Annotated in this window: 26 protein-coding genes; 11 read left to right on the forward strand and 15 right to left on the reverse strand. The window is 62.2% G+C overall.

What is annotated here, in order from left to right; translation table 11 throughout:
* Positions 1-10: 10 nt before the first annotated feature.
* Positions 11-2137 carry a GumC family protein gene (locus H0482_RS02845; RefSeq protein WP_193728495.1) on the forward strand — a complete coding sequence of 709 codons (2127 nt, stop codon included), beginning with the start codon at positions 11-13 and terminating at the stop codon, positions 2135-2137.
* Positions 2138-2173: 36 nt separating this feature from the next.
* Here H0482_RS02845 and H0482_RS02850 read toward each other — a convergent pair whose 3' ends face one another.
* The 5 genes from H0482_RS02850 to H0482_RS02870 all read right to left on the reverse strand — a co-directional run bounded on the left by H0482_RS02850 (position 2174) and on the right by H0482_RS02870 (position 7208).
* Complete coding sequence (locus tag H0482_RS02850) at positions 2174-2908, reverse strand: sugar transferase (RefSeq protein ID WP_230989420.1); 735 nt, start codon at positions 2906-2908, stop codon at positions 2174-2176.
* A 199-nt stretch (positions 2909-3107) separates the two neighbouring features.
* Complete coding sequence (locus H0482_RS02855) at positions 3108-4541, reverse strand: phosphohexomutase domain-containing protein (protein WP_230989421.1); 1434 nt, start codon at positions 4539-4541, stop codon at positions 3108-3110.
* Complete coding sequence (locus tag H0482_RS02860) at positions 4538-5548, reverse strand: NAD-dependent epimerase/dehydratase family protein (protein WP_193728496.1); 1011 nt, start codon at positions 5546-5548, stop codon at positions 4538-4540. Before H0482_RS02860 ends, H0482_RS02855 begins: the two co-directional genes overlap by 4 nt.
* Positions 5549-5732: 184 nt before the next feature.
* Positions 5733-6539 (reverse strand): transglycosylase SLT domain-containing protein, encoded by an 807-nt coding sequence (locus H0482_RS02865; protein WP_193728497.1) that lies wholly within the window; start codon positions 6537-6539, stop codon positions 5733-5735.
* Positions 6540-6623: 84 nt separating this feature from the next.
* Positions 6624-7208, reverse strand: a complete 585-nt coding sequence (locus H0482_RS02870) for a nitroreductase family protein (protein WP_193728498.1) — start codon at positions 7206-7208, stop codon at positions 6624-6626.
* Between the two features lie 193 nt (positions 7209-7401).
* Between H0482_RS02870 and H0482_RS02875 the strand changes: the two genes are divergently transcribed.
* Positions 7402-8376, forward strand: a complete 975-nt coding sequence (locus tag H0482_RS02875; RefSeq protein ID WP_193728499.1) for a hypothetical protein — start codon at positions 7402-7404, stop codon at positions 8374-8376.
* A gap of 302 nt (positions 8377-8678) precedes the next feature.
* Complete coding sequence (locus H0482_RS02880) at positions 8679-10469, forward strand: hypothetical protein (protein ID WP_193728500.1); 1791 nt, start codon at positions 8679-8681, stop codon at positions 10467-10469.
* Between the two features lie 424 nt (positions 10470-10893).
* On the opposite strand, the gene arfB is transcribed toward H0482_RS02880, so the two are convergent.
* The 5 genes from arfB to H0482_RS02905 all read right to left on the reverse strand — a co-directional run bounded on the left by arfB (position 10894) and on the right by H0482_RS02905 (position 14561).
* Positions 10894-11322 carry an alternative ribosome rescue aminoacyl-tRNA hydrolase ArfB gene (gene arfB / locus H0482_RS02885; RefSeq protein WP_193728501.1) on the reverse strand — a complete coding sequence of 143 codons (429 nt, stop codon included), beginning with the start codon at positions 11320-11322 and terminating at the stop codon, positions 10894-10896.
* A 22-nt stretch (positions 11323-11344) separates the two neighbouring features.
* Positions 11345-11569 carry a hypothetical protein gene (locus tag H0482_RS02890; RefSeq protein WP_126150163.1) on the reverse strand — a complete coding sequence of 75 codons (225 nt, stop codon included), beginning with the start codon at positions 11567-11569 and terminating at the stop codon, positions 11345-11347.
* Positions 11569-13560: a threonine--tRNA ligase gene (thrS, locus tag H0482_RS02895; RefSeq protein ID WP_193728502.1), complete on the reverse strand. Its 1992-nt coding sequence runs from the start codon at positions 13558-13560 to the stop codon at positions 11569-11571. Before thrS ends, H0482_RS02890 begins: the two co-directional genes overlap by 1 nt.
* Before the next feature lie 237 nt (positions 13561-13797).
* On the reverse strand, positions 13798-14097 hold the full coding sequence (gene yidD / locus H0482_RS02900) for a membrane protein insertion efficiency factor YidD (RefSeq protein ID WP_193728503.1): 300 nt from the start codon (positions 14095-14097) through the stop codon (positions 13798-13800).
* 11 nt (positions 14098-14108) lie between these two features.
* Complete coding sequence (locus H0482_RS02905) at positions 14109-14561, reverse strand: iron-sulfur cluster assembly scaffold protein (RefSeq protein WP_193728504.1); 453 nt, start codon at positions 14559-14561, stop codon at positions 14109-14111.
* A gap of 151 nt (positions 14562-14712) precedes the next feature.
* Here H0482_RS02905 and folE point away from each other — a divergent pair, with 151 nt between their 5' ends.
* Both folE and hisI read left to right on the forward strand, forming a co-directional pair.
* Complete coding sequence (gene folE, locus H0482_RS02910) at positions 14713-15336, forward strand: GTP cyclohydrolase I FolE (protein ID WP_193728505.1); 624 nt, start codon at positions 14713-14715, stop codon at positions 15334-15336.
* 182 nt (positions 15337-15518) lie between these two features.
* Positions 15519-15968: a phosphoribosyl-AMP cyclohydrolase gene (hisI, locus tag H0482_RS02915; RefSeq protein ID WP_193728506.1), complete on the forward strand. Its 450-nt coding sequence runs from the start codon at positions 15519-15521 to the stop codon at positions 15966-15968.
* 17 nt (positions 15969-15985) lie between these two features.
* Here hisI and H0482_RS02920 read toward each other — a convergent pair whose 3' ends face one another.
* Positions 15986-16732 carry a rhomboid family intramembrane serine protease gene (locus H0482_RS02920; protein ID WP_193728507.1) on the reverse strand — a complete coding sequence of 249 codons (747 nt, stop codon included), beginning with the start codon at positions 16730-16732 and terminating at the stop codon, positions 15986-15988.
* A gap of 183 nt (positions 16733-16915) precedes the next feature.
* Here H0482_RS02920 and H0482_RS02925 point away from each other — a divergent pair, with 183 nt between their 5' ends.
* The 3 genes from H0482_RS02925 to H0482_RS02935 all read left to right on the forward strand — a co-directional run bounded on the left by H0482_RS02925 (position 16916) and on the right by H0482_RS02935 (position 19156).
* Positions 16916-17569 (forward strand): PAS domain-containing protein, encoded by a 654-nt coding sequence (locus tag H0482_RS02925; protein WP_193728508.1) that lies wholly within the window; start codon positions 16916-16918, stop codon positions 17567-17569.
* Positions 17570-17672: 103 nt separating this feature from the next.
* Positions 17673-18305: a PilZ domain-containing protein gene (locus H0482_RS02930; protein ID WP_193728509.1), complete on the forward strand. Its 633-nt coding sequence runs from the start codon at positions 17673-17675 to the stop codon at positions 18303-18305.
* 230 nt (positions 18306-18535) lie between these two features.
* On the forward strand, positions 18536-19156 hold the full coding sequence (locus tag H0482_RS02935; RefSeq protein ID WP_193728510.1) for a transglutaminase-like cysteine peptidase: 621 nt from the start codon (positions 18536-18538) through the stop codon (positions 19154-19156).
* 152 nt (positions 19157-19308) lie between these two features.
* Here H0482_RS02935 and H0482_RS02940 read toward each other — a convergent pair whose 3' ends face one another.
* Entirely contained in the window at positions 19309-19629 is a 321-nt protein-coding gene (locus tag H0482_RS02940) for a DUF6949 family protein (RefSeq protein WP_193728511.1), read from the reverse strand.
* 86 nt (positions 19630-19715) lie between these two features.
* On the opposite strand from H0482_RS02940, the gene H0482_RS02945 reads away from it, so the two are divergent.
* Positions 19716-20393, forward strand: a complete 678-nt coding sequence (locus H0482_RS02945) for a hypothetical protein (RefSeq protein WP_193728512.1) — start codon at positions 19716-19718, stop codon at positions 20391-20393.
* Between the two features lie 27 nt (positions 20394-20420).
* Here the strand turns inward: H0482_RS02945 and H0482_RS02950 are convergent, their stop codons facing one another.
* The 3 genes from H0482_RS02950 to H0482_RS02960 all read right to left on the reverse strand — a co-directional run bounded on the left by H0482_RS02950 (position 20421) and on the right by H0482_RS02960 (position 22431).
* Complete coding sequence (locus H0482_RS02950; RefSeq protein WP_193728513.1) at positions 20421-20639, reverse strand: DUF3126 family protein; 219 nt, start codon at positions 20637-20639, stop codon at positions 20421-20423.
* 116 nt (positions 20640-20755) lie between these two features.
* On the reverse strand, positions 20756-21580 hold the full coding sequence (gene cysE, locus H0482_RS02955; RefSeq protein ID WP_193728514.1) for a serine O-acetyltransferase: 825 nt from the start codon (positions 21578-21580) through the stop codon (positions 20756-20758).
* 80 nt (positions 21581-21660) lie between these two features.
* Positions 21661-22431 (reverse strand): alpha/beta fold hydrolase, encoded by a 771-nt coding sequence (locus H0482_RS02960; protein WP_193728515.1) that lies wholly within the window; start codon positions 22429-22431, stop codon positions 21661-21663.
* Positions 22432-22591: 160 nt separating this feature from the next.
* Between H0482_RS02960 and H0482_RS02965 the strand changes: the two genes are divergently transcribed.
* Positions 22592-22837 carry a zinc-finger domain-containing protein gene (locus tag H0482_RS02965; protein ID WP_193728516.1) on the forward strand — a complete coding sequence of 82 codons (246 nt, stop codon included), beginning with the start codon at positions 22592-22594 and terminating at the stop codon, positions 22835-22837.
* 8 nt (positions 22838-22845) lie between these two features.
* Entirely contained in the window at positions 22846-24018 is a 1173-nt protein-coding gene (locus H0482_RS02970) for an FAD-dependent monooxygenase (RefSeq protein ID WP_269144653.1), read from the forward strand.
* Positions 24019-24064 lie beyond the last annotated feature (46 nt).

Genomic DNA, 24064 nt, shown 5'->3' on the forward strand with positions numbered 1-24064 from the left:
AGGATCATTCATGGAAGCCGAAATCGATCTCCGCGCAATTTTAGGCTTTCTCGGGCGGCAGCTTCGCCTCATCCTCGCTGTTTTTCTCGCCGTTCTGGTCGCTGCGTCGGCGCTTGTCTTCGCCATGACCCCGCTATTCACCGCGACAACGCTGGTCATGGTCGATCCGTACGACAGAAATTTGCTTCTGCCGCAGAACCAGCTTGGCCCCGCGCCGCCGGCCGATGTCCGCGTCGAAGGCGAGGTATTGCTGGCTCGGTCGGACAATGTGCTCCTCACGGTCATCGAGCGCGAAAATCTGGTCGATAGCGACGAATTCGGCCCCGATCAGGGTCTTGCCGGCCTACTGTCTTTTCTACGCGAACCCAGCCCGCCCAATCCTGAGGAAGCGCTGCGCCAGACGTTGCGCAAGCTCGATGCACGGGTCAGCGCAAAGCGGCATCGGGGAACCTTTCTGTTGTCCATTTCGGCAAGCTCGGTCGATCCGGATCGGGCGGCGCTTTTGGCCAATGCGGTGGCCAAGGCCTATATCGACACGCAAGTCACCGCCAAGATCCAGAGCACCATGAATGCGCACGACGTATTGCGTGGGCAGGTCAATGCCGCGCGCGAGAGCGTCATCGACAGCGACGGCTCATTTGACAGTTTCATCGATACCAATCTGGACACGATCATCCGGCAGACCGGCAATGCCGAGCTCGCCGACATTCATGCCGAAATCGGCATGCTCGCGGCCCTGCGCCAATCCGAAGCCACCGAAATGGCGTCATTGCAGATGCAATTGGTTCAGCGCGAATACGCTGCTTTTACCACAGGTCTGGCCGACGCCGCCGTCACCAGCCTGGAGCGGGAGAGACAGGAGCTTCTCGACCAGCTCGAGCGTAGCGGCGCCACTGCTGCCGAAACGGATTTGCAAGCTCGCCTGGCGCAGGTCGAAGACAATCTGCAATCGCGGGGCACCCAGGCCATTTCCGACCGCCAGGCCGAAATCCAGCGCATGCACGCCATTGAGACATCCTCGCGCCAAAGCCTGCGAACCGCCATTCTGTCCGGCGGATTGTCCCGCGACACGCTCGCCGAAATCTACGACCTGCAGCAGCAGGCTGAGTTGGCCCGGCGTCAATACGACCAGTTGATGGCACGGTCCCAGCAATTGCAGGCGGAATCGGCGCTCCAGCTCGCCGATAGCCGGGTGGTTTCCCCGGCCTTGCGGCCAGGCAGCGCCAGCTTTCCCAATATTCCCAATCTGTTGCTGCTCGCGGCGGCCATCGGTCTCGCCGCCGGCATCATCGTGGCATTTCTCTGCGAGCGCTTCGTTGGCGGCATCACCTCAGACGATCAACTGGCAATCATCGCCCGAACCAAGACCGCCCTGCCCGTGCCCCGCGCCAAAAAACAACCCGATCACCACAGCATTGCCGATCTCGTCGTCACCGCGCCGATTTCAACATTTTCGGAAGCGATAAGGCGGATTCGCACCACGATTGACCACACGCTCGCCGTCAGGCTGGACGCAGATCCAGAACGCGCGCCGATCATCATGGTCACATCGGCCGCGCCCCTGGAGGGCAAAACCACTATGGCCCTGGCGCTGGCCCGGTCCTATGCTCAGGCTGGCCGCAATACTCTGCTGATCGATTGCGACCTGCGGCGGCCGGCGCTGCATGATCATCTCGGCGTGGAAGCCTCGGAGGGCCTGACGAACACGCTGAAATCCGGCGCACCGCTGGACAATTTCCGCACCGCGATGACCGAAGACCGGCAAACCGGCCTGCTCACTCTTATCGGCTCGCGGGCCAGCAGCGCCGCGACGGATCAATTGGTGGCCGGCCGGAATTTTGATCGCCTGCTGAATGCCGCCGCCCAGGCCTTCGAAATCGTCGTGCTGGATACCCCGCCCCTCGGGCCGATCGTGGACGGCACCTACATTGCTCGAAAATCCGACGTGGTGCTCATGGTGGTCAATTGGGCGTCCACTGCTCAGCAGGACATCCGCAAGGCTCTGCTATCGCTGGAAGCGGCTACCGGCGCGCATACGCGGCTCATTCCCGTGCTTAACCAGCAAAAGCGTTCCGCGCCCGCCTATTCTCGACGCTCCGGCGGCCTCTACGCCGACACGGGACCGGCGCCCCCCTGATGCGTTCGTCCGGGGCCCGGCATCGGCCAAATTCGCCTAGCTGCCGGTGCCACCGCTGAACTCGCGCCGCAGGGTCCGCAGCAAGATCCGGCAATCCAGCGCCAGGCTCCAGTTCTGAATATAGGCGATATCGTGGTTGATCCTGTCCACTGCCAATCCCGGCTCCGCTATCGGTCCACGCAAACCATTGGCCTGCGCCCATCCGGTAAGGCCCGGCCGGACATTGGTTCGCAGGTGATAATAGGGCACGACCTCCCGATAGAGCCGGCCGGCAACACGCATATCGGGCACGTGCGGGCGAGGGCCGACCAGCGACATGTCGCCCATCAGCACGTTGATGAGCTGCGGCAGTTCATCCATGCTGGTTTTGCGCAGGAAATGTCCCAGCGGCGTGATCTGCTCTACGTCCGACCCGCCCCGCATCGACCTGAATTTATAGACGTCAAAAAGCTTGCCGCCCAAGCCTTCGCGCTGCTGGCGGAAGAAAACCGCCCCCGGACTGGTCACCTTGACCAGCACGGCCACGCCGACCAGCAAGGGCAGCAACAACACGAGCCCGACAAACGCCAGCGCAAGATCCAGCGCGCGCTTGGAAAAGCCATTGACGCGAAGGCTGTCCACCGCCGCCGGAACCGCAATGCTCTGCATGCGCAGCTTCAGCCCGCTCTGGCTGAGACACAGCCCTTGTCCGTCAAGGACAGCCATGCCGGAGCCAACGGCTGCGTCCCGCGACGGCCTATTCGCGATGGCGGTCCAATCGTACAGTGTCATCGTACTCTCGACGAATTTATGACTGTAGAATGAGCTTTACCCGGCGTCGCACATGCCGTCGTCGCAACAACAATATCCAGCTGGCAATTAGATCGGCCCGCATGCCATGCATAGGACGACGCATCCCCGGCATCGCCGCCACTACGTAGAGTAACGAAGCTGGTTTCCAGCCGCAGGTCAAGCCGGCGCAGCAGATAGTCTAAAAAGCCAGATCGACCCCGCCCCCGGTCTCGCGCGCGGCGATGGCCATGCCCCAATCGAGCAGCGAGCGTGCCAGCTCGAGCGTCGGCGCCTCCACATAGCAGCGCAGTTCCGGCGCATTTCCCGAGGCTCGAAAATGCACCATGCCTTGGGGCGACAGGTGAAACTGCATGCCATCGATCGGCGAAAGCCTTCCGATACGGCGAGGTGCGAACAGGGCCTCGGCATAGTCCTTCTCTTCCCCAAGCCGCCGCAGGAAATGCGCGCTGCGCTCGCTCGGCACGTCGGGCAGACGGTCGGCGAGTGCAACTTGCAGCGGCAAATCCGCCACCAGAGCGTTGATAGTCTGCCCACGCTTTGCCGCCGCGCCCAGCACGCAAAGCAGCGGCAAGATGGCGTCGCGCGTCTCCAGCGGCGACAGGAGGCGCCCATTCGTCATGACGTCCTTGCCGACGAAGGTTCCGCCATTGGCCTCGAAACCAATGGCTGGCCCATCCGCTCTGGCAAGCCCCTCCACCACATAGGGCGATCCCACCCGCGTGCGGATGACGGCGGAGAAATAGCCCATGCGTTCGATGGCCGAATTGGACGTCACCGGAGTGACCACGCTGCGCGCGCCGAGATAAGCGGCGGTGACGAGCCCAAGAATGTCGCCGCGCACGAACTCGCCCTTGGCGTCCATAAGCAGCGGTCTGTCGCCATCGCCATCGGCCGAGACCACGGCGTCGAGCCCATGCTGTTCGACCCAGTTGCGCAACGGTTGGAACACCGCGTCTCCAAAGGCCTCGGTATCGACCGGAACGAACCCGTCAATGCGTCCGAGACTGATCGTTTCCGCCCCGAATTGGCGGAGAATTCTGGTCAGAAAGTCGCGCGCCACGCTGGAATGTTCGAAAACGCCGATACGCAATCCCGCCAGCGCCTCCTTGGGCAGCAAATGGTCGAAGCGCTCGACATAGCGCTCCGAGGCCAGCTCGAACTGGTCCTGCGAAACGAAATCCCGATCAGCAATCTCTTCGTCGCGCAGCGCCGACATTATGCCGGCTTCATCGGCTTTGCTGATCTCCCCGCCCGGCAGGTAGAATTTCAGCCCATTCCGGTCCGCCGGAATATGGCTGCCGGTGATCATGATGGCCGGACCACCCAATGCCATGGCGTGATTGGCAAGGGCCGGAGTGGGGATGGCGCCGCAATCGATGGGCGACAAACCCGCCTCTGCAATGGCAATGGCGCAATCGCGCTGGATGGCGGCGCTGGAGGGGCGAAAGTCACGCGCGAGGAACACCTGCCCGCCCCCAATCATGCCGATCCGGGAGAGATGGCGCAGAAACGCAGCGGTATATTGCCTTGCCGACTGCCCTTCGAGTTCCACGGCAAGGCCACGCAGGCCACTCGTTCCAAATTTCAGGCTGCTTCCATGCATATCGCTCATCTGATCCCGGTATAGCGGTAATAAGGCCCGAACCAGTCGATGAAGTGACGCACGCCCGTGGCCAAAGGCGTTGCAGGCAGCCTGCCGACCAGGGTCTCCAATAGCTTGGTATCGGCATCGGTGGCAAATACGTCACCCTGCTGCATCGGCAGCATATTCATCTGCGCTGGGCGCCCGATAGTGTCCTCGACTGCCCGGATGAAATCCATGAGAACGGTCGGATGTCCGCCGCCAATATTCACCACCCGAAAGGGCGCCACCGGCGAGAGACTGTCATGGGCGACCGGCTGGCCCATTTCCGGCACGACCGGGATCAGGCCGGCAATGGCATTGATGAGATCGTCCACATAGGTGAAGTCGCGGCGCATCTTGCCTTGTCCATAGACGTCGATGGCTCGGCCCTCGAACATGGCGCTAGCGAATTTGAACAGCGCCATGTCGGGCCGCCCCCAAGGCCCATAGACGGTGAAGAACCTCAGACAGGTCGCCGGAATTCCAAACAAATGCGAATAGGAATGCACCATGGCTTCGCCAGATTTCTTGGTCGCCGCATAGAGCGAAACCGGTCCGTCGGCGCGGTCGGTTTCGGCGAAGGGCAATTTGATATTGCCGCCATAGACCGAACTGGTGGAGGCAAAAATCAGGTGTCGCGGCGGCGTGGCGCGCGCCGCTTCCAATAGATTGGCGGTGCCGACCAGATTGGACTGGATATAGCTCTGCGGCGCTTCGATGCTGTAGCGAACCCCCGCCTGCGCCGCCAGGTGCACGATAATGTCGGCCCTGGCATCCGCTATGCTTTGCGACAGCAATGCGGCATTTTCCAGCATGCCTTCGACCTGCCGAAATTTGGCGGACCGGGCCAGAATCTCGAGCCGCGCGCGCTTCAGGGCGGGATCGTAATAATCGGTAACCCCGTCATATCCAGTCACGTCATGGCCCGCATCCAGCAGATGCCGCGCGAGATGAAATCCAATGAACCCGGCTGTACCCGTAATGAAAACTTTCACGAACCACCTGTGCCGATATGTTCAGTGCGGGCATATCCTGCCGAAAAACAGGGCCGTCGGGCAAGCACCGACAATCAGCGCCACCCCATCGCAATCCGCGACAGTTTACAGAATTAGCCTTCCCCGTGCCATCGTCATTGCCGGCTCGTCCGGGCGATCCGGTGCACAATGCCGCCAATCACCACTATTGCTGATAGAGCTGGGTAAAGAATGCAGCGCCGACTTCTCCATCCTCCATCGCCCTCGTCGCCGCCTCGGGCTCGGTCAGGAACAGGCCGGTAAAGGACATGTCTTCTCGCGAAAAGCGCGATGGGATTGGCGGTGGCGATTCCCGGCCCGCGCCCTGCCCCGCAGCCTGCTGCGTGGAAAAGTTCGCGCTCGGCTCCGACGCATGCTTGGCGGTCAGCACCTGATAGACCTGCCTTATGGTGCGCGCCGCTCCGCTCTGGTCGTAGAAAATCGCCCTATTGGCCTGCGCCTGCCGCGGAAACAGATTGACCGCCACCTGATCGGGATTTTGCAGGCCGGCGCGAAACATTTTCTCGGCGCCCTGCGCACCGAGAAAATGCGCGATATAGAGTTCACCCGGGCTGGGCATGCGCCCGAACGCCGTCTTGAGATAGTCGCCGTTCGACCGTGTGAAGGCGGCGGCAAGATCGGCGGCGATCTGCGGGTCTTCGCGCAGTTTCAGGATCTGGGCCCGCCGCGCCGGATCGCGCACCACATAATCGCCGCCGGAAACCTCGATCTGGTCGGCATAGGCCTGATAGCCCAGGCGCGGTCCGTCCTGCTTCATCACCTGGAGCCAGGTGCCTTCGAGGAATTGAAACAGCCCCACCGCCGACGATGTGCCCGCCTTGGCTTGCGGGTTGAGGCTGCTTTCTCGGATCGCGGTCTGCAACAGATAGCCAAAATCCACCCCGCTGCGATTGCTCGCCGATGTCAGCGCGCTGGCGAGATTCTGGGGAATCGAAATCGGCTGAACACCCATTATCGGGCTTTCACATGGGAATCGCAGGTTAACGGATCATTGCGGTAACGCGTTAATAAGCCATTAACCAAGCCTAAGGCGCGGTTAAGATCTGTCCTGCCAGCGCGTCACCACCTCGGCCAGCGCCGGGCGGGGCCGGTCCTCGATCAATGTGGCAGGCGTGCCGACATGCACGAAACCAACGAATTGCTCGCCCTGCCCGGCTCCCAGCATCTGCGCTGCCTCCGCATCGAAGGTGAACCAGCGCGTCACCCAGCATGCAGCATAGCCAAGGGCAAAGGCCCCATGCACCAGATTGAAAGCGACATTGCCCGCCGACAGAACCTGTTCCAGTTCCGGCACTTTCGGATGGTCCTTGGGAGCCGAAATCACGCCGATGGTGAGGGGCGCTGGCAGGAAACGGTTGCGCTCCACCTCCAGCCCCGCTTCGTCGAGGCCAGGATTGCGCCGCGCGGCGATCTCCGCCAGCCTCTCACCGGCGGCACGGCGCGCCTCGCCCTCGATGACGACCAGCCGCCAGGGCGTGATCTTGCCGTGATCGGGCACCCGCGTGGCAATGGTCAACAGGGTTTCGATCTCTTCCGCCGACGGCCCCGGCTCCTTGAGAAAGGCCAGCCCCACCGAGCGGCGGGTCAGCAGATAATCGCGCAGGGCGGGATTGGCAGGCATCACATTCTCCTTTGTCGGCAGACTGATACCCCCCAACTCTGCCCACGGCAAAGGGAACAGCGCGAAAAAGCTGCGATCGGCCACTGCCCTGTTTAAAAGCCCTGCCGTTTGTGACACAGCTTTTCCCCAATCGCGGTCTAGCTTTACTGGAAGGATTCGGCCGCCCTTTCGACACGGCTGCCCGGGAGTTCTCATGCGTTTCGTAGCGCTTATCGCGATAGTTCTCGGATTGACCGGCCTTGCCCTCCCGCCAGTCTCCATCATGCCCGTCGCGGCGCAGGAGCAGGCGGATTTTCCACCCCTGCCCCGCCCCCGGCCCGACCGCAACGCCGCCGAAACTCCTCCGCCGCCGGTGCCGACCGCTGAGCAAAGCGCGGCCACAGAGGCAATCGCGGCACTGACCCGGGCGCCGCAACCCGTGAGCCTCACGGCCCGCATAACTGGCGAGGGCATGCCCATCCCCAGCGGCCTGATCTGGCGGGTTTTTGATGCCGCGCCGGACGCCAATGGCGAATTGGCGCTGGTCGCCAAGACGGAAAGCGGCAATGCCAGCCTCGAACTACCGCCCGGCGAATATGTGGTGCACCTTGGCTATGGCCGGGCACAGATCAGCGAAAACCTCTCGGTCCAGCCCGGCGGCAGCCATCTGGACATCGTGCTTGAGGCTGGCGCTTTGCGGCTCAATTCCGCCGTCACCGGCGACATTGCCATTTCCCCGTCTCTGCTGAAATTCGACATCCTCACCACCGGCCCGGGTGCCGAACGAGCCGTGGTTGCCGAAAATATCCCTCCTAACGAAATCGTCACGCTCAATGCCGGCACCTACCAGGTCGTTTCGCATTTCGGCCAGATCAATGCCGTCGTCCGCGCTGATCTGCGCGTCGAGCCGGGCCAGCTGACCGATGCCACGCTTTATCACCACGCCTCCGAAGTCTCGTTCAAGCTGGTTTCCGAAGCGGGCGGCGAGGCCATTGCCGACGTCGAATGGACGGTCAAGAGCGCCGACGGCACGACGATTTTCACCGAGCGCGGCGCCTTCCCCTCTGCCGTGCTCTCCGAGGGCGAATACCTCGTCTTCGCGAAGCTGGGCGACCAAGTCTATAATCGCGAAGTGGAAGTGCGTCCCGGTGCGCAGCGGGAGATCGAAGTTCTGACCTCGATTTATTGAAGTCAGGCCCGCCCCCACATGCCACCCTCAGGTCGTTGCAGAACAAGGAATGCTCGCCTCGAGCGCGAGGGAGACTATCTCGGCGGAGCAGGCGGGGCCTGTTCCCCACCCGCAAAGCGTCACCCTCGGGCCTGACCCGAGGGCTTTGGCAAAGGAGCCCCCGCTCAAACCTTCCGCGCCAGGTCGTGGCGCGGCTGTCACGCTTGTATTCATATTCTTCACCCCCCCTCGACTCCGAGGTGTCTTCGGTTGAATCTTATTCTGCCCCCCATCAGAAATTTCGTATGAAACGGGAGAAATTTATGGTCTTCAACTCAACCGCCTTGCGCGCTCTTCCTGCTCTGGCCGCTGCCTGCCTGCTTAGCGTCGCCCTGCCCGCCAGCCCGGCCTTGGCTCAGAAGACCAAGACCAAGACCAAGACGCCGCCCGCGCCTACGTTTGCCGTCGATCATTCCGTCTCCATCCCCAGCCTCGATGCAGTGGATTCTAACGTCTCCGACGAAGTACTTACCGCCATTTTGTCCGGCGCCATTGCCGAGAACGCCGACGCGCTGGCCGGGCTCGACGCCGCCAGCATCACCGTGCCCGAAATCGCGGTCGCCATTTCAACCCGGCACGGCGAGACCAGCACCCAAACCGTCTTCACCCTCAACGACTTGGTGCTGACCAACGTGGTGGACGGCGTTGCCACGACGATCAGCCTCGGCAGCATCGACATATCCAGCGACGAGGCCAACGCCGCTTTCGGCACCATGTCGGCGGCCAATTTCGACATCGGCGGCATGCTGGGTGTCTATGGCCTCGTGGATACCGGGGGCCGCACGACAATCGAGACCATCTACACCGATTTCTCCGCCAGCGGCGGCAGCCTGACGGGAGATGGGTTGGAATGCAATATCGGCGCGGTCTCGGGCGCCGAATTCAAGGCAAGGCCCCTCAAGACCTCTTTCGTTGACATGATGGCGCTGGCCCAGGCGATGGAAGACGATCCCGATTCCATCGATCCCGCTTTGATCGGCCACGTCGCCAGAATGTATGCGGACATTTTCACCGCCTTCGAAACTTCCGAAATCAGGTTCGACGGCATGTCCTGCGACGGCCTCGACGATGATGGCCAGGTCATGAATTTCGACATTACCGGCATCGTGATGGGTGCCATGTCGCCCGGCATCTATCCCTCGATCGCCATGGACGGCTTCAGCGTCGTGGTGGACGGCGAGGGTGAGGTCACGCTCGACAATCTCACCATCAAGCCCATGGACCTCAGCGCTGCCATCGCGACGTTGGAAAATCTGCCCGCCAATGTCGATGAAGCCTGGTTCGATGCAAATGCGCGCCTGCTCGTTCCGGCTATGGACGGCTTTTCCTTCGCCGGCCTGACGATCGACATTCCCGATCCCGACGATGAAGACGCCCGCATTCTCGCCAATATCGGTGGCTTCGACCTGTCCCTGGCCAATTACGTCAACGGCATCCCCTCCGACATCGATATCTCGGCCAGCAATGTGCAGGCGACGCTACCCGAGGGCGGTGACGAAGCCATCGAGCAGCTTCGAGCCCTGGGCATTACCGAGGTCGACGCCAGCCTGCGTCTCGCCGCCGCCTGGGACGAGGCTTCCGAAACCATCACCATCAAGGAAATCTCTGCCAGCGGCGTCGATCTGGGCACCATCGCTCTCGCCGGCACGATCGCCAATGCCAGCGCCGATCTGTTCGCGCTGGATGAAAACACCGCCCTCATGGCCGGCATGAGCGTGGCCGTGAAAAGCCTCTCGATGAGCGTGTCCGATGCCGGCCTCGTTGACCTGGTCCTGAACATGGTTGCTGCCGAGCAAGGCGGCGACGTCACGCAATTGCGTCCGATCTATGCCGATCTGGCCAAGGGTACTCTGATCAGCCTGCTGGCCGGGGTCGCCGATGCAGCCAAGCTGGGCGATGCCGTCGGCGGTTTCATCAAGGGCGAGGCAAAAACCCTCGAAATCGGTATCACCGCGAAGAATGATCCGGGCCTCGCCATGGAAGATTTCATCGCCGCCGAAGAAAACCCCGCCTCGCTGCTGGGCAAAGTGAATATCAGCGCCGACGCCAGGTAGACGGCAGGCCGTCCATCAGCCAGGGCATCCCCCGCCCCATCCCTTCGATCGTCACCACCCGGCTCGTCCGGGTGGTCCAGGCGATAGTTCAACACATTGGATTGCCCGGACAAGCCGGGCAATGACGATGGGGTGGGCATCTGCCCTCAATCCTAAAGACCGTTCGCCACCAAGAAGGGCAAGGCCAACACCAGCGCCCCACCAATCGAAGCGAATAAACCGCCTTCAGACCATCCTTCGAACCCATCCCCTCCGTCGTCACCACCCGGCTCGTCCGGGTGGTCCACGCGATGGTTCAACACGCTGGATTGCCCGGACAAGCTGGGCAATGACGATGGGATGGAGCGCGTCCATCAAAAAGCTGGTGAGGTTGTCGTGGCGGCGAGCCCCCGTTCGCGCCCGGGATCAGCTCCGGCTTTCCCGACTAATCTTCGTCCGGACGCCCGCGCATCTGCTTGATTTCGGACCGCTTCGACTTGCCCTCCAGCCGGCGCTTTTTCGATGCCAGCGTGGGACGCGTCGCGATGCGCGGCTTGGGTGGATAGGCCCCCTCGCGGATCAGCGCCACCAGCCGCGCCAACGCTTCGGCCCGGTTGAGGGGCTGATCGCGGTGGGAATTGGAGATGATGACGATCACCCCGTCCTTGGTCAGCCGGCTACCTGCCAGCGCCGCCACGCGCCGCTTCACCGGCTCCGACAGGCTGGAGGAATTGACCAGGTCAAAGCGCAATTGCACCGCGCTGGCCACCTTGTTGACATTCTGGCCGCCCGGCCCCGAGCCGCGCACGAATGTCTCTTCGACCTCAGCCGGATCGATGGAAATGGAGCGGGTGACAAAGATGGGGTCAGCCATTTTTCCTCCGCTCCTTTCCTGCTCAGCGCTTCCACCGCCCGGTGAAATAGACTTCCTCGTCGTGGATGACGCGGCCCTTTTCGGTGGTCCGGAATTTCCCCGGCTCCACCTCTTCCACCCATTTCTTCTTCAGCATGCCGGCAAAGGTCTTTTCGCCAATATCCTTGAAGTCATCCGGGCCGAGGATCTTGTCCTCGCCCAGATGGTAGAGCGCCTTCATTTCGCGGTTCGACGGACGCTGCGGCATCAGGCTGCCTTTTCGGCTTTTTCCTTGAGGTCCGGCGGGTTGGCCTCGGCCATCAGGTCCACCAAAGCGTCCATGAACGGGCGCACCTGCTGGCCTTCAGCACCGAGCCGGCGCACCGACACATTGCCTTCTTCGGCCTCGCGCCGCCCCACCACGAACATCAGAGGCACCTTCTGCACCGAATGCTCGCGCACCTTGTAATTGATCTTTTCGTTGCGCGTGTCGATTTCGGCCCGGATACCAGCCGCGCGCAATTGCCTGACCAGCTTTTCGGCGTAATCATCGGCTTCCGAAACGATGGTCGCCACCACCACCTGGGTCGGGGCGAGCCACATCGGCATCTTGCCGGCATAGTTCTCGATCAGGATGCCGATGAAGCGTTCCAGTGACCCCAGGATCGCCCGGTGCAGCATGACCGCATATTGCCGGCTGCCGTCCTCGGCCACATAGGTGGCGTCCAGCCGCTCGGGCAGCACATAATCGAGCTGCAATGTGCCCACCTGCCAGGAGCGCCCGATAGCGTCCTTCAGATGGAATTCGAGCTTGGGCGCATAGAATGCCCCTTCGCCTTCGGCGATCTCGAAATCATAGCCCGTGGCGCGCAACGCATCGCCCAGCGCCTTTTCCGCCGCATCCCAGCGCTCGATGGTGCCGCCAAACTTTTCCGGCCGCGTCGCCAGTTTGATGACGACATTGTCGAAGCCCATATGACCGTAGACCGAATAGAGCAGATGCACGAAATGCTCGGTTTCGGACTGGATCTGGTCCTCGCGGCAGAAAATATGCGCGTCGTCCTGCGTCATCTGCCGCACGCGCATCAGGCCATGCAGCGCGCCATGCGCCTCATTACGATGGCAGCAACCGAATTCCGCCATGCGCAGAGGCAGATCGCGGTAAGACTTGATGCCCTGGTTGAAGATCTGCACATGCGCCGGGCAGTTCATGGGCTTGAGCGCCAACAGGTCGCCCACATCCTCGAAAACCGGCTTGTCGTCCTCGGTATTGGGCACCTGGTCGGGCACCACGAACATGTTTTCGCGGTATTTGCCCCAATGGCCCGACTGTTCCCAGAACTTGGCATGCATCAACTGGGGCGTCTTGACCTCGACATAACCCGAGGCATCGAGGCGGCGGCGGATATAGGCTTCCATCTGGTTGTAGATGGTAAAGCCGCGCGGGTGCCAGAACACCGACCCCTGCGCTTCCTCCTGGAAATGGAACAGGTCGAGATCGCGGCCAATGCGGCGGTGATCGCGCTTTTCCGCCTCTTCCACCATGGTGAGATAGGCGTCCAGTTCCTCGCGCGTTGCAAAGGCAGTCCCATAGATGCGGCTCAGCACTTCGCGATTGCTGTCGCCCCGCCAATAGGCGCCTGCCACCTTGGTCAGCTTGAAGGCCTGCCCGACATCCTTCACCGAGCGCATATGCGGCCCGCGGCAGAGGTCGATCCACTGGCCTTGCTTATACATTTTCAGCGATTGGTCGGCGGGAATGGCGTCCACCAGTTCCACCTTGAAGTCTTCGCCCCTGGTGCGGAAGAAGTCCTTGGCCTGGTCGCGCGTCCATACTTCCTTGGTAAAGGCCGCGCCACGCTCGACGATCTCGGCCATCTTCTTTTCAATGACGCGCAGTTCTTCTTCCGTGAACGGGCCCGCCGGACGATAAAAGTCGTAATAGAACCCGTTTTCGATCACCGGCCCGATCGTTACCTGCGTATCGGGCCAGAGTTCCTGCACCGCCTCGGCCAGAACGTGAGCTGCGTCGTGCCGGATCAGCTCCAGCGCCTCTTTCGAGCCGCTATCGCGCGTCACGAATTCTATTCGGCCATCGGCGTCCAGCGCGTCCGCCAGGTCGGACAATACGCCGTTCCACTTCATGGCAACGGTCTTCTTGGCCAGCGACTTGGAGATGCCCTCGACCACGGTGGTGCCGGTGGTGCCGCGCGGAAAGTCGCGAACTGCACCATCGGGGAACGTCACCTTGATCGACATTTTAGGTCTCCAGAAATAAGTTTGCCGCCGCGGAAATCGCGGCAAGGCGGCCTGAATAGCACGATTTCCATATCCTGCCAGCCCTCAGGCCTACGCTGGCAGACCAAGATCGCCGCAGCTTTCAACCATCGTCATCGCCGGGCCTGTCCCGGCGATCCATGATGGCGGTGAAATGGATCGCCCGGACGAGCCGGGCCATGACGTGTCATTGAAATGCCGACGCCTCTCACGAAAGCGCTATTTCCACCGCCCATAGCGCCACGGCAAATACCACCGCCCCGGTTCAGGCACGCTTTCCGGTACCGGGTCATAGCCATGTGTACCGCCGGGGCGACAGCGCCAGAACCGGGCCAACCCCATCCAGCCGCCGGGCCAGAAGCCAAATTGCCAGATGGCGTCCCGCGTATATTCCGAACAGGTCGGCAGGTGCCGGCAGGTCCGCCCCATAAAAGCGGAGAGCGTGTAGCGATAGACCGTGATCAGAAAAACGGCAGCGAGCTTGAACGGAAAATCCAGCACCCGCCAGAACTGCGCCATGAATCGATCCATCAGCCTTGCGCCACAACCTGCTGGGATGATTCGCGTTTTTCCAAAGCCGCCGCCACCGCGTCGAAGACCAGCAGCGTCGAAGCATGGCGCGCCGGATAATCGCGAACCGGCTCCAGATATTTGAGATCGTCCCACTTGCCACCGGGCGGCCTGCCGCCTTGCTTGAGCATGGCGTACATGGCCTCGCGCACGGCAAGAAACTCGCTTGCCGGCGTGCCCAGAATTTCCCGCGCCACAATGGCCGCCGAGGTCTGGCCCAGCGCGCAGGCGGAAATCTCGTGCCCATAGCCGATGATCACCCCGTCGCGCAGCTGGAGATCGACTTCGATCACCGAGCCGCAAACCCGGCTGACCTTGCGCGCCGACACATCGGCATCCGCCAGTCGCCCCGGTTGGCGCGCATTCCCCGCCAGATCGAGGATCTTTTCGGAATAGAGATCGCTTAGCTCCATGATCCCGACAATTCTGTTTCTTGTTCCGGTCCCGTTCCGCTTCTATATAGGAGCTCTCCAGCGGGCTGTCAGGACAATCTGCTGCTGACATGATCCGACGCGCCCTTTGCGGCGTTATGAACAACTATCGCAATGCAAGGAGCACGACCCCATGGACGTTCCCGTCAAGCTGCCGTTTCCGGCGCCCGCCTCCGGCATTTCGCTGTCGCGCCCCAGCCGGGAAGAGGCCGAAGCTGCGGTACGCACCCTTATCGCCTGGGCCGGTGACGACCCGAACCGTGAGGGCCTCTTGGAAACCCCGGCCCGCGTCGCCAAGGCCTATGGCGAGCTTTTCGCCGGTTACGAGCAGGACGCCGCCGAAGTGCTCTCCAAGACCTTCAAGGATGTCGGCGGCTACGACGACCTGGTTCTGGTCCGCGACATTCCATTTTATGCCCATTGCGAGCACCATATGGTGCCCTTCTACGGCAAGGCGCATATCGCCTATCTGCCCCATGACGGCGTTGTCGGCCTCTCCAAGCTTGCCCGCCTCGTGGATGTCTTCGCCCGCCGCCTGCAGACGCAGGAAACCATGACCGCGCAGATCATCGACGCCATCAATGAAAATCTGGGGCCGCGCGGGGCCGCCGTCATGCTCGAAGCCGAACATATGTGCATGACCATGCGCGGCGTGAAGGCGCATGACGTCAAGACCGTCACCCACCGCTTCACCGGCGTCTTCGCCGAAGATCGCGTCGAGCAGGATCGCTTCTTCGCCATGGTCGCGCGTCGCTAGAGCGCGTCTCCCGAAAGTGGCTCCGTTTTCGGGATAAAGACCTGCGCCAAAACAAGGGGCTGAGACGCAGAGCGCGAATCCGAAGATCGCGACGCGCTCTGGGAGGCGCGACCTGCATCGATCTGGCATTCGCATCTGAAGCGCGCTACAGCCAGAAAAGCAAAACCAGCAGCCGGTGCATCATGATTGCCTTTACCGATTCCGCATCGCTCGATCACGAGGCGCTGGAGGAAGGCCCAATCTTCGCGCCCCGTTTCGACGCGCAGGGTCTGATCACCGTCGTCACCACCGAAGACGGCACCGGCGACGTGCTCATGGTCGCCTACATGAATGAAACCGCCCTGTCGCTGACGCTGGAAACCGGCATCGCCCATTATTGGTCGCGCTCGCGCAATTCGCTCTGGAAAAAAGGCGAGACCTCGGGCGAATTGCAGGAAGTGGTCGAGCTACGCACCGATTGCGACCAGGATTGTCTGGTCATGATCGTACGCCAGACCGGCCGCGGCGCTGCCTGCCACACCGGCCGCAAGACCTGCTTCTACCGCCGCGTTGCGCTGACCGATGGGTCGGCGGCCCTCGAAGATCGGGGCCTGCCGAAACTGTTCGACCCCAAAACCGTCTACGGCGGCTGATTCCCAAAGCCTGCCGCTCAGCGACCGGGCTTGGTGTCGCGCTCGAACACTCCCACGAGCAGGAATCCGGCGAGAAAACCGCCGAGATGGGCCTGCCAGGCCACTTCCAGCGAGGCGCCGGTCAGCATCGGCACCAGCGGCACGGCTGCGTTCAGCACCAGCCAGACCAGCGTGAAATAGCGCGACGGTGGATTGGCGAACACCGCGCCGATACTGGCGAGCCGCCGCCCGAGCACGATCCTCTCGCCCGTTTCGGGATGCCGCCCCACTACGACTGGCTGGAACATGAAGCGAATGGCAGCCCCGGTGAGGCCAGCTACCCCGCCCGATGCACCGATCAGATAGATGCCGCTATGAAGCGTGGTGGCAGCGAAAAACGCCGCGCCCGCCGCCGCCGAGACCAGGAACAGCGCCAGCATCGGCCCTGCCCCGTAACGGCGCGTCACCGGAGTAGCGAAGATCACCAGCCAGGCGGTGTTGAACAGCACATGCTCCCAGCTCGCATGCAGCAGCGCATGGCTGAAGGGCGTCCACAGCAGCGGTATGCCGAAACTGGGATCGGCGCCCATCAGTACGATTCGATAGGGCTGGAAGGCGAACCAGAACACGAGCTGGTTCTGCCCATCGGCGTTAAGAACCAGGGTTGACGCAAGATGAATGGCGACGAGCAATCCCGCGAGGATGCTAACCGCGCCCGGAAGCAGAAAGACCGGTTCCCTCACCGGCGAGCCCGGCGCGGCGGGCTCTTGACCTTGTTCATTCATCTTCACGTCCTGAAACAGCGGCGCCGCCTGCTCCCGCGTTAACTTTTCCACATCCGGCCGCAGGCGTTAACCTTAACTCTTCTTTAAGCGGGCATTTGCGGCGGCATTTTGCGATTGTCTGCGTGTTGCGGGCGGACCTCAAGGGGGAGGTCTTCCGAGGCCATCAAGACCGGGTTCCTGAACATGCAGATGCCGAGCACCACGTCGCTCTATACCTATTGGAACACGATTCGCGGCTCGCGTAGCGCCCCTGATCGGCGCGACATCGACCCGACCCGCATTCGCGAGGCGCTGGCCAACACCTTCATCCTCGAACTGGACGACAACGACAAGTTCTCGTTCCGCCTCGCCGGCTCCCATCTCTGCACGTCCTATTGCCGCGAACTGAAGGGGCGCTCCTTCTCCGCCCTCTGGCATGACCGCGACAGCGACGCGATGGATACCCTGATCCGCGCCGTCACCGAGGATCACGCCGTGGCTTTGGTCACCTTTCAGGGCTCGACCGCGCTCCAGACCAAGGTGAATTTCGAGACCATCCTCATGCCGCTGCGCCACAACGGCTCCACCCATACGCGCATTCTCGGCGCGATGACGGCGCAGGAAGAGCCCTATTGGCTTGGCGTCCAGCCGGTGCTCGAACAGCGCATTACCGGCCTGCGGCTGATCTGGCCCGATGAAATCTCGGCCGGCGACAATGTGCGCGAAGTCATGTCCAGCGTCGTCAACGACGTGCAGTTCGCCACCGGCCCCACTACGGGCCTGCCGACGACGGTCTATGGCCGCAGCGCCCGCCGCTATGCCCATCTGGCGGTCATCGATGGCGGACGCAATAACTGAATGCGGCCTTTGCCGCTAATCGCCCGATCAAATCTCATCAAGCGTTAACCAAGAGCAGCTACCTTCCTGTGGATTCCCCCGAATGCGAGGAACGGGTTGGCCAATGCTCAGTGACGATATTTCAGCGCCGCGACCGGCAATTGCCGACGGTCTGGACCGTGCCGAGCAACGTTTTCAGCGCGTTCGCGTTTCGATTCTTGGCCGCTACATGCTGGCCGATCGCCGGGAATTCCCCTGCCAGGTTCTGTCCATGTCGCCGGGCGACGCCGTGGTGATCGCCCCGGTCGCCGGCATCGTCGGCGAGCGGATCATCGCCTATCTCGACCATATCGGGCGCATCGAAGGCACGATCCTGCATCAGGTCGATGGCGGCTTCGTCATGGACATTGCCGCCTCCCCGCGCAAGCGCGACAAGATGGCGGCGCAGCTGACCTGGCTCGCCAACAAGGATCTACTGAATTTGCCCGAGGACCGCCGTCACGAGCGCGTCGTCCCCGATATTCGCCATTCCACCGTCGTACTCGACGATGGGCGGCGCTATAATTGCAAGATCATCGACATCTCGCTCTCCGGCGCCGCCATCGAGCTGGACGTCCGCCCTGCCATGGGCACGCCGATCACCCTCGGGCGCATGCGCGCCCGTGTCGTTCGTCACTTCCAGAATGGCGTCGCCGTCGAATTCGCCGCCGCTCAGGAAATGATGAATGTCGTGCAGCAAAACCTGCGCGTGAACTGAAGCATCGGATCATTCGCACCCTCGCCGTTGCCACCTGGCAACGCATCCTCTCCATTGTCACCACCGGACCTGTCCCGGTGGACCATGCCTCCCCACACCCGGCACTCCCAACCACCATGGTAAATCAAAGCCTGCCGGCATCGATAAAACACGCATAAAAACTGCGTTGCACTTTTCGGATCGGCCTAAGCCGCGCCCCCTAACGTGGTCTCCATCAGGGAGACTACATCATGGCTTTGAACAAGAAGGGAATGCTGGCAGGGCTGATCATCGCGTTGATCGCGCTGGCCAATCCCGTCGCCGCTATCGACTTCACCAATGTCGCTTTCGTCCAGACCGCCGCCGGCGCCACCTCCATTCCCGTGGGTCATCTGGAATTCTGCCAGACAAGGCCGTCCGAATGCCGCGCCTATGATCAGGTCGTGCCCGCCACCACGCTGACCGACGCCAATTGGCAGCAGCTCGTCTCGGTCAATACCTATTACAATCAGGCGATTGTGCCGATCACCGACCAGGATCTCTATCAAGTTGCAGAATTCTGGACCTATCCGAACGGCTATGGCGATTGCGAGGATTTCGCGCTCATCAAGCGCCGCGACCTCATCGCCGCCGGCTGGCATCCCAGCACGCTGATGATCGCCGTGGTCAAGGAAGCCAATGGCAATGGCCACGCCGTCCTGATCGCCCGCACCGATCGCGGCGACCTGGTGCTCGATAACCAGGAAGGCTCGATCAAGCTGTGGAGCGATACGCCCTACAAATACATCAAGCGCCAGTCCCAGGCCCATGCCGGCCAGTGGGTGGACATGATCGACGACCGCGTCACCATCGTCGCCGCGAATATGAATTAAGACATCACCGCAAAGCGCAGCTTTTGAGTGCCTTGACCGCGCTCACCAGTTTCCGGGCCCCGCCCCAAGCCTATCCCTGATAGGGGTCTGAAGAGCAAAGCCGGCCTCGCGCAAGCGAAGTCGGCTTTGCTGTATTCAGGTCTGTCGGTGGCCTAGAAGCGAATGAACACGTAGGCGCTCATGAACAAGAGCCCGGAAATGAAGGCCCAGCCAAAGGCCACGAGCGCCGAAATCAGGACCGAGGCCATCGAGATCGTGCCGCCCTGCTCATGCCGCCAGCCATATTGCAGCATGATATAGGGGCCGCAGACAAAGCTCATGAACACATGGCCCAGGCTCGCCAGATAGGTGCTGCCGTCCATGCGCAACATCGCCGGCTGACGCGCCAGCCATTGATAGAGATGCGTCGCCATCCCCGAAACGCACAGCCCCACGCCCATGATGAACGCCGCCAGCACGAGTTCCCTTGCCATGGCACGATCCTGATAGATTTCTTTACCTTTTGTTAATCTTAATGATTGCCTAATCGCCTGTCACCTGCAGGCGGAAAAACTGGTTAATGCCGGCTCCAATATCCACAGATGGCCCCACCGAGGGGCCGGGTGCGCTTTTCTATAATCTGGCCGGAATAGCGGTGCTGGTTCTGCTGATGGCGGTGGGGCAGGCCTATCTCATTGACCGCGCCGGCCAATCGGCGACCGTCACCGGGCCCGCCTTGGGCGACGGCAATATCGTGCAACAGACCGTCGCCGGACGGGAACTCGACATTCCCGCCGCCTGGTTTCGTTTTGGCGAGCAGATGAAGGGCGGCTTTGCCAGCCAGGTGGATTTGCGCTTCATGCTGGCGCTTGAACCCGGCGTTTCCGCCCATCCGGTGGACGTCACCCTGCTGCCGCGCAGCCGCGCCCGCGCCAGCAGTGCCCTGCTCGACGCGGTCTATCTGCATCAATTCGATGAAGGTACGAAGGGCGGCGTTGCCGGTCTTGTGGGTAAATCGCTGCTGCCGCGCGATGGCTATTCAGGCGAAACGGTCTGGTACGATCCGCTCTCGCCGGTGCCATTCGTGGCCAAATGCGCGCCCGCCGTCGTGCCGGCAGAGCCCGATCTGTGCCTGCGCACCATCCATCTGCAAAGCGGATTGGCGGCGGTCCTGAGTTTCAGGGCTGACGCCCTGCACTCCTGGCGGCATTTCGATCAGGAACTGGCCCTGTGGCTGGGCCAGATCGGCGCACTTTGATACCTGCCTTGCCCCGATGGGCAGGCGTCAGTCCATATCTTCCAGATCGATGTCGAGAATGGACATCGAGAACATGTAGGACTTGTCGCCATCCTCGTCGTCGACATGGATCAGTCCGATCGACTCGTCGCCGATGAACACTTCCACGGAATCGTTGAGCTTGGCGCGCGGGCGCACGTCGATATTGCGGTTGTTGAACTTCTGCTGCAAAAATTTCTGCAACTTGATGATTTCGGGATGGTTCACTGGACCCTGTCCTGCTGATTTCGTTGAGCCGGCAATCTAGTGTCTGCCCCGGCGCTGACAAGTGCCGCGCCGGGTCATTTCCGGGTAAAACGCATTCAGCGGCACTTGCGTTCGCCTCAACTCGCGTCGTGAACCAGAACCATCTGGTCCATGACCAGCGCCGGCTGTGCGCAGCCCGCCTCACCGATGACCTTGGCGGGCACGCCCGCCACCGTGGTGCGCGGCGGCACTTCCTTGAGCACCACCGACCCAGCGCCGATGCGCGAGCAATCGCCCACCTTGATATTGCCGAGCACCTTGGCCCCCGCCCCGATCAGCACGCCATTGCCGATCTTGGGATGGCGGTCCTGGTCGGACTTGCCGGTGCCGCCCAGCGTGACATTCTGGAGCATGGAAACATTGTCCCCGACAACCGCCGTCTCGCCGATGACAAGACCCGTTCCGTGATCAAGCATTATGCCCCGCCCCATGACCACCGCCGGATTGATGTCCACCTGGAACACCTGGCTGGACCGGCTCTGCAGATAAAGCGCGAAGTCACGCCGTCCCGCCTTGTGCATGGCATGGGCGAAGCGATGTGTCTGGATAGCCTGATAGCCCTTGAAATAGAGCAGCGGTTCGAAGGCGCGGTGGCACGCCGGATCGCGCTCCATGGTCGCGGCCAGATCGACGCGCGCCGCCTGCCCGATATCGGGATTGTCCCTGAGCGTTTCGGCGAGCGCCTGCCGGATCATGTCGGCGGAAACGTCCTCATGATCGAGCCGTGCCGCCAGCCGATGGGCCAGCGCCTCCTCGAAGGAATCGTGATTGAGAATATTGGACAGGACCAGATTGGCCAGCGCCGGCTCGCTGTCGAGCACCTGAGCTGCGCCGGATCTCACTGCTTCCCATACCGGGTCGACCGATTGAATCCGGGCAGGCTTTCGGGCAGCACCATTCATGGCATCGCACTCCGCTTCATCGACAAACGACGATATAGTCAGACCGTTCTACAAAACAAAGGGCCAGCGGCGCAATTGGTTCACGAAAGTGGCACAATCGGGAACACCCTGCCCAGAAAATCGAGCGCCGCCTGCTTGAACACCTTGTCGCCGGTGGCGCGCATATGGTCGCGCCTGGGGATCAGTACAGCTTCACCCTGCGGCAGCAATTCGGCCAGGACGTCTGGCGGCCCGGCCATGTCGTCCGCTTCCCCCACCGCCACCAGAACCGGCACCGCGATGCGGCGCACATCGGCGCGCGCCATGGGCTGGCGCGAGGTTTCCATGCAGGCCGCCAGCGCCTCCCGGTCCGATCCGGTGTGATCGGCAAAGATGCGGAATTGCCGCGCCGTGGGATGGGTCAGGTCGGCGAGGGCCGGCGCGCGCAGCCCGGCAATGATGTCATTGCCATCCGTCAGCCCGTTGACCAGATTCATGCCCATGCCCCCGAAAATCGCCGCGGCCACGCGCTCGGGATGGGAAAACGCCATGAAGGCGCTGATTCTGGCGCCCATCGAATAACCCAGCACGGCGGCGCGCCCGATGCCGAGATGATCGAGCAGGGCAATGGCGTCGTCGGCCATCTGGCTGGGATAATAAAGTTCGGGATCGTGCGGCTTGTCCGATTGCCCATGGCCGCGATTGTCGAGCGTGATCGCCTGATAGCCCGCGCCGGTCAACGTCTCCACCCAGCCGGTATCGATCCAGTTTACCTTGCCGCTGGAGGCAAAGCCATGAACACAGAGCACGGGCGCGCCCTCTCCATGCGTCTGATAGGCAAGCGACAGGCCCGATGTGGTAAAGTGCGGCATGAGACGGTCCCGATTGAATCGTCCCGGTTTTGCGGTTTAGCGGCACAAAATCAAGGCCAAACGCCAGAACCGTCTCCGCCGGTGGTGCCTTTGCCCTTTTCTTGCCTCGGACCATTGGCTATGGTCGCGCCAATTCCAATCATTCTCCTAGGTTCCGACCATGGCCCACGGCTCGACCCCGCATTTCCACAACACCCAAGGTCTGCGTTCCATCGAGGTGGGCTCCAAGGAATTCAAGTGCGTCGGCGCCCTGCCCCCCTTCGATCATCCGCATATCTACATCGACATGGGCAAGGACAATGAAGCGGTCTGCTCCTATTGCTCGACGCTCTATGTCTACAAGCCCGAACTTGGCGCCGGTCAGGCCAATCCCGCCGCTGCCGTCTTTGAGGCGCATGCCGCCTGAGTGATGCCATGCCCGCCACGGGCCGCAATTATGTCATAGCCGGCGCCGGGATATCCGGCATGACGCTCGCGCTCGGCCTCGCCCGGCGCGGCGCCAATGTCGTCATGCTCGAACGCAGCCCCGACATCCAGGAATTCGGCGCGGGATTGCAGATCAGCCCCAATGCCCGCCATTGCCTGGACCAGCTCGACCTCGGCGACGCACTGGACAGGGTAGGACTCGAACCACTGGCGCTCGATCTCTTCCCGCAGGGCGCGCAAGGCCCTTCCGCGCATATGGAACTGGGTCCGCTGATGCGCAGCCGCTTCGGCGCGCCATATTCGGTCATGCATCGCGCCGATCTGGCCGACCTGCTCTACAAGGCCTGCCGGCGTTTCACCAATATCGACATTCGTTTCGGCGTTCGGAACTGGGATGTGGTGTCCCATGCAAAGGGCATCACCTTAGCCGTGGACGAGGCCAATGGCCAAAGCCGCACCACCCGGGCCGACGCCTTTATCGGTGCCGATGGCGTGCATTCCCATACGCGCCGCGCCGTGCTGGACGGCCCAGACGCACGTTTCGGCAATCGGATCGCCTGGCGAACGCTGGTGCCCTTCGATCTGGTCTCCGGCCAGATCGCCACCGATCGCGTCTCGGTATTCTTCGGATCGGGCTTTCATCAGGTCTGCTATCCCCTGCCCCACCGCAAGCAGGTCAACCTGGCCCTGTTCATGCCGGGCAAGACCCCGACCCCGCAAGACCAGCCGCGCCCGGCGCAGCCCGGCCCGCGCGTCTCGGCCATCGTGGCGGCGGCAGGACAGAACTGGACGCCGTGGCCGCTTTATACGGTCGAAACCGCAACCTGGCATCGAGGCAATATCGCCCTGATCGGCGACGCCGCCCACGCCATGGTGCCCTTTCAGGCGCAGGGCGCGGCCATGGGCATCGAGGATGCGGCCATTCTGGCGCCGCTGCTGGCGACAAGTACAAACGCCGAAGCCGCCTTCACCCGATATGCGCAATTGCGCCAGCAGCGTGTGCGCAAGGTCGCGGCGCTCTCCGCGCAAAATGGCAGGATCTTCCACCTGCCCTGGCCCCTGAGCCTGGCGCGGGACAGTGTCGTGGCCGCCCAGGGTCCACGTGCACATCTGGCGCGTCTTGGCTGGATTTACGACTACAAGGCCGGCACAAGCACCTGACCGGCCTTGCTTTGCCGGGCGGGGGCGTGTCAATTGCAGCGTTTGA

The sequence above is a fragment of the Devosia faecipullorum genome (assembly GCF_015158295.1).
GTDB classification, from domain to species: domain Bacteria; phylum Pseudomonadota; class Alphaproteobacteria; order Rhizobiales; family Devosiaceae; genus Devosia; species Devosia faecipullorum.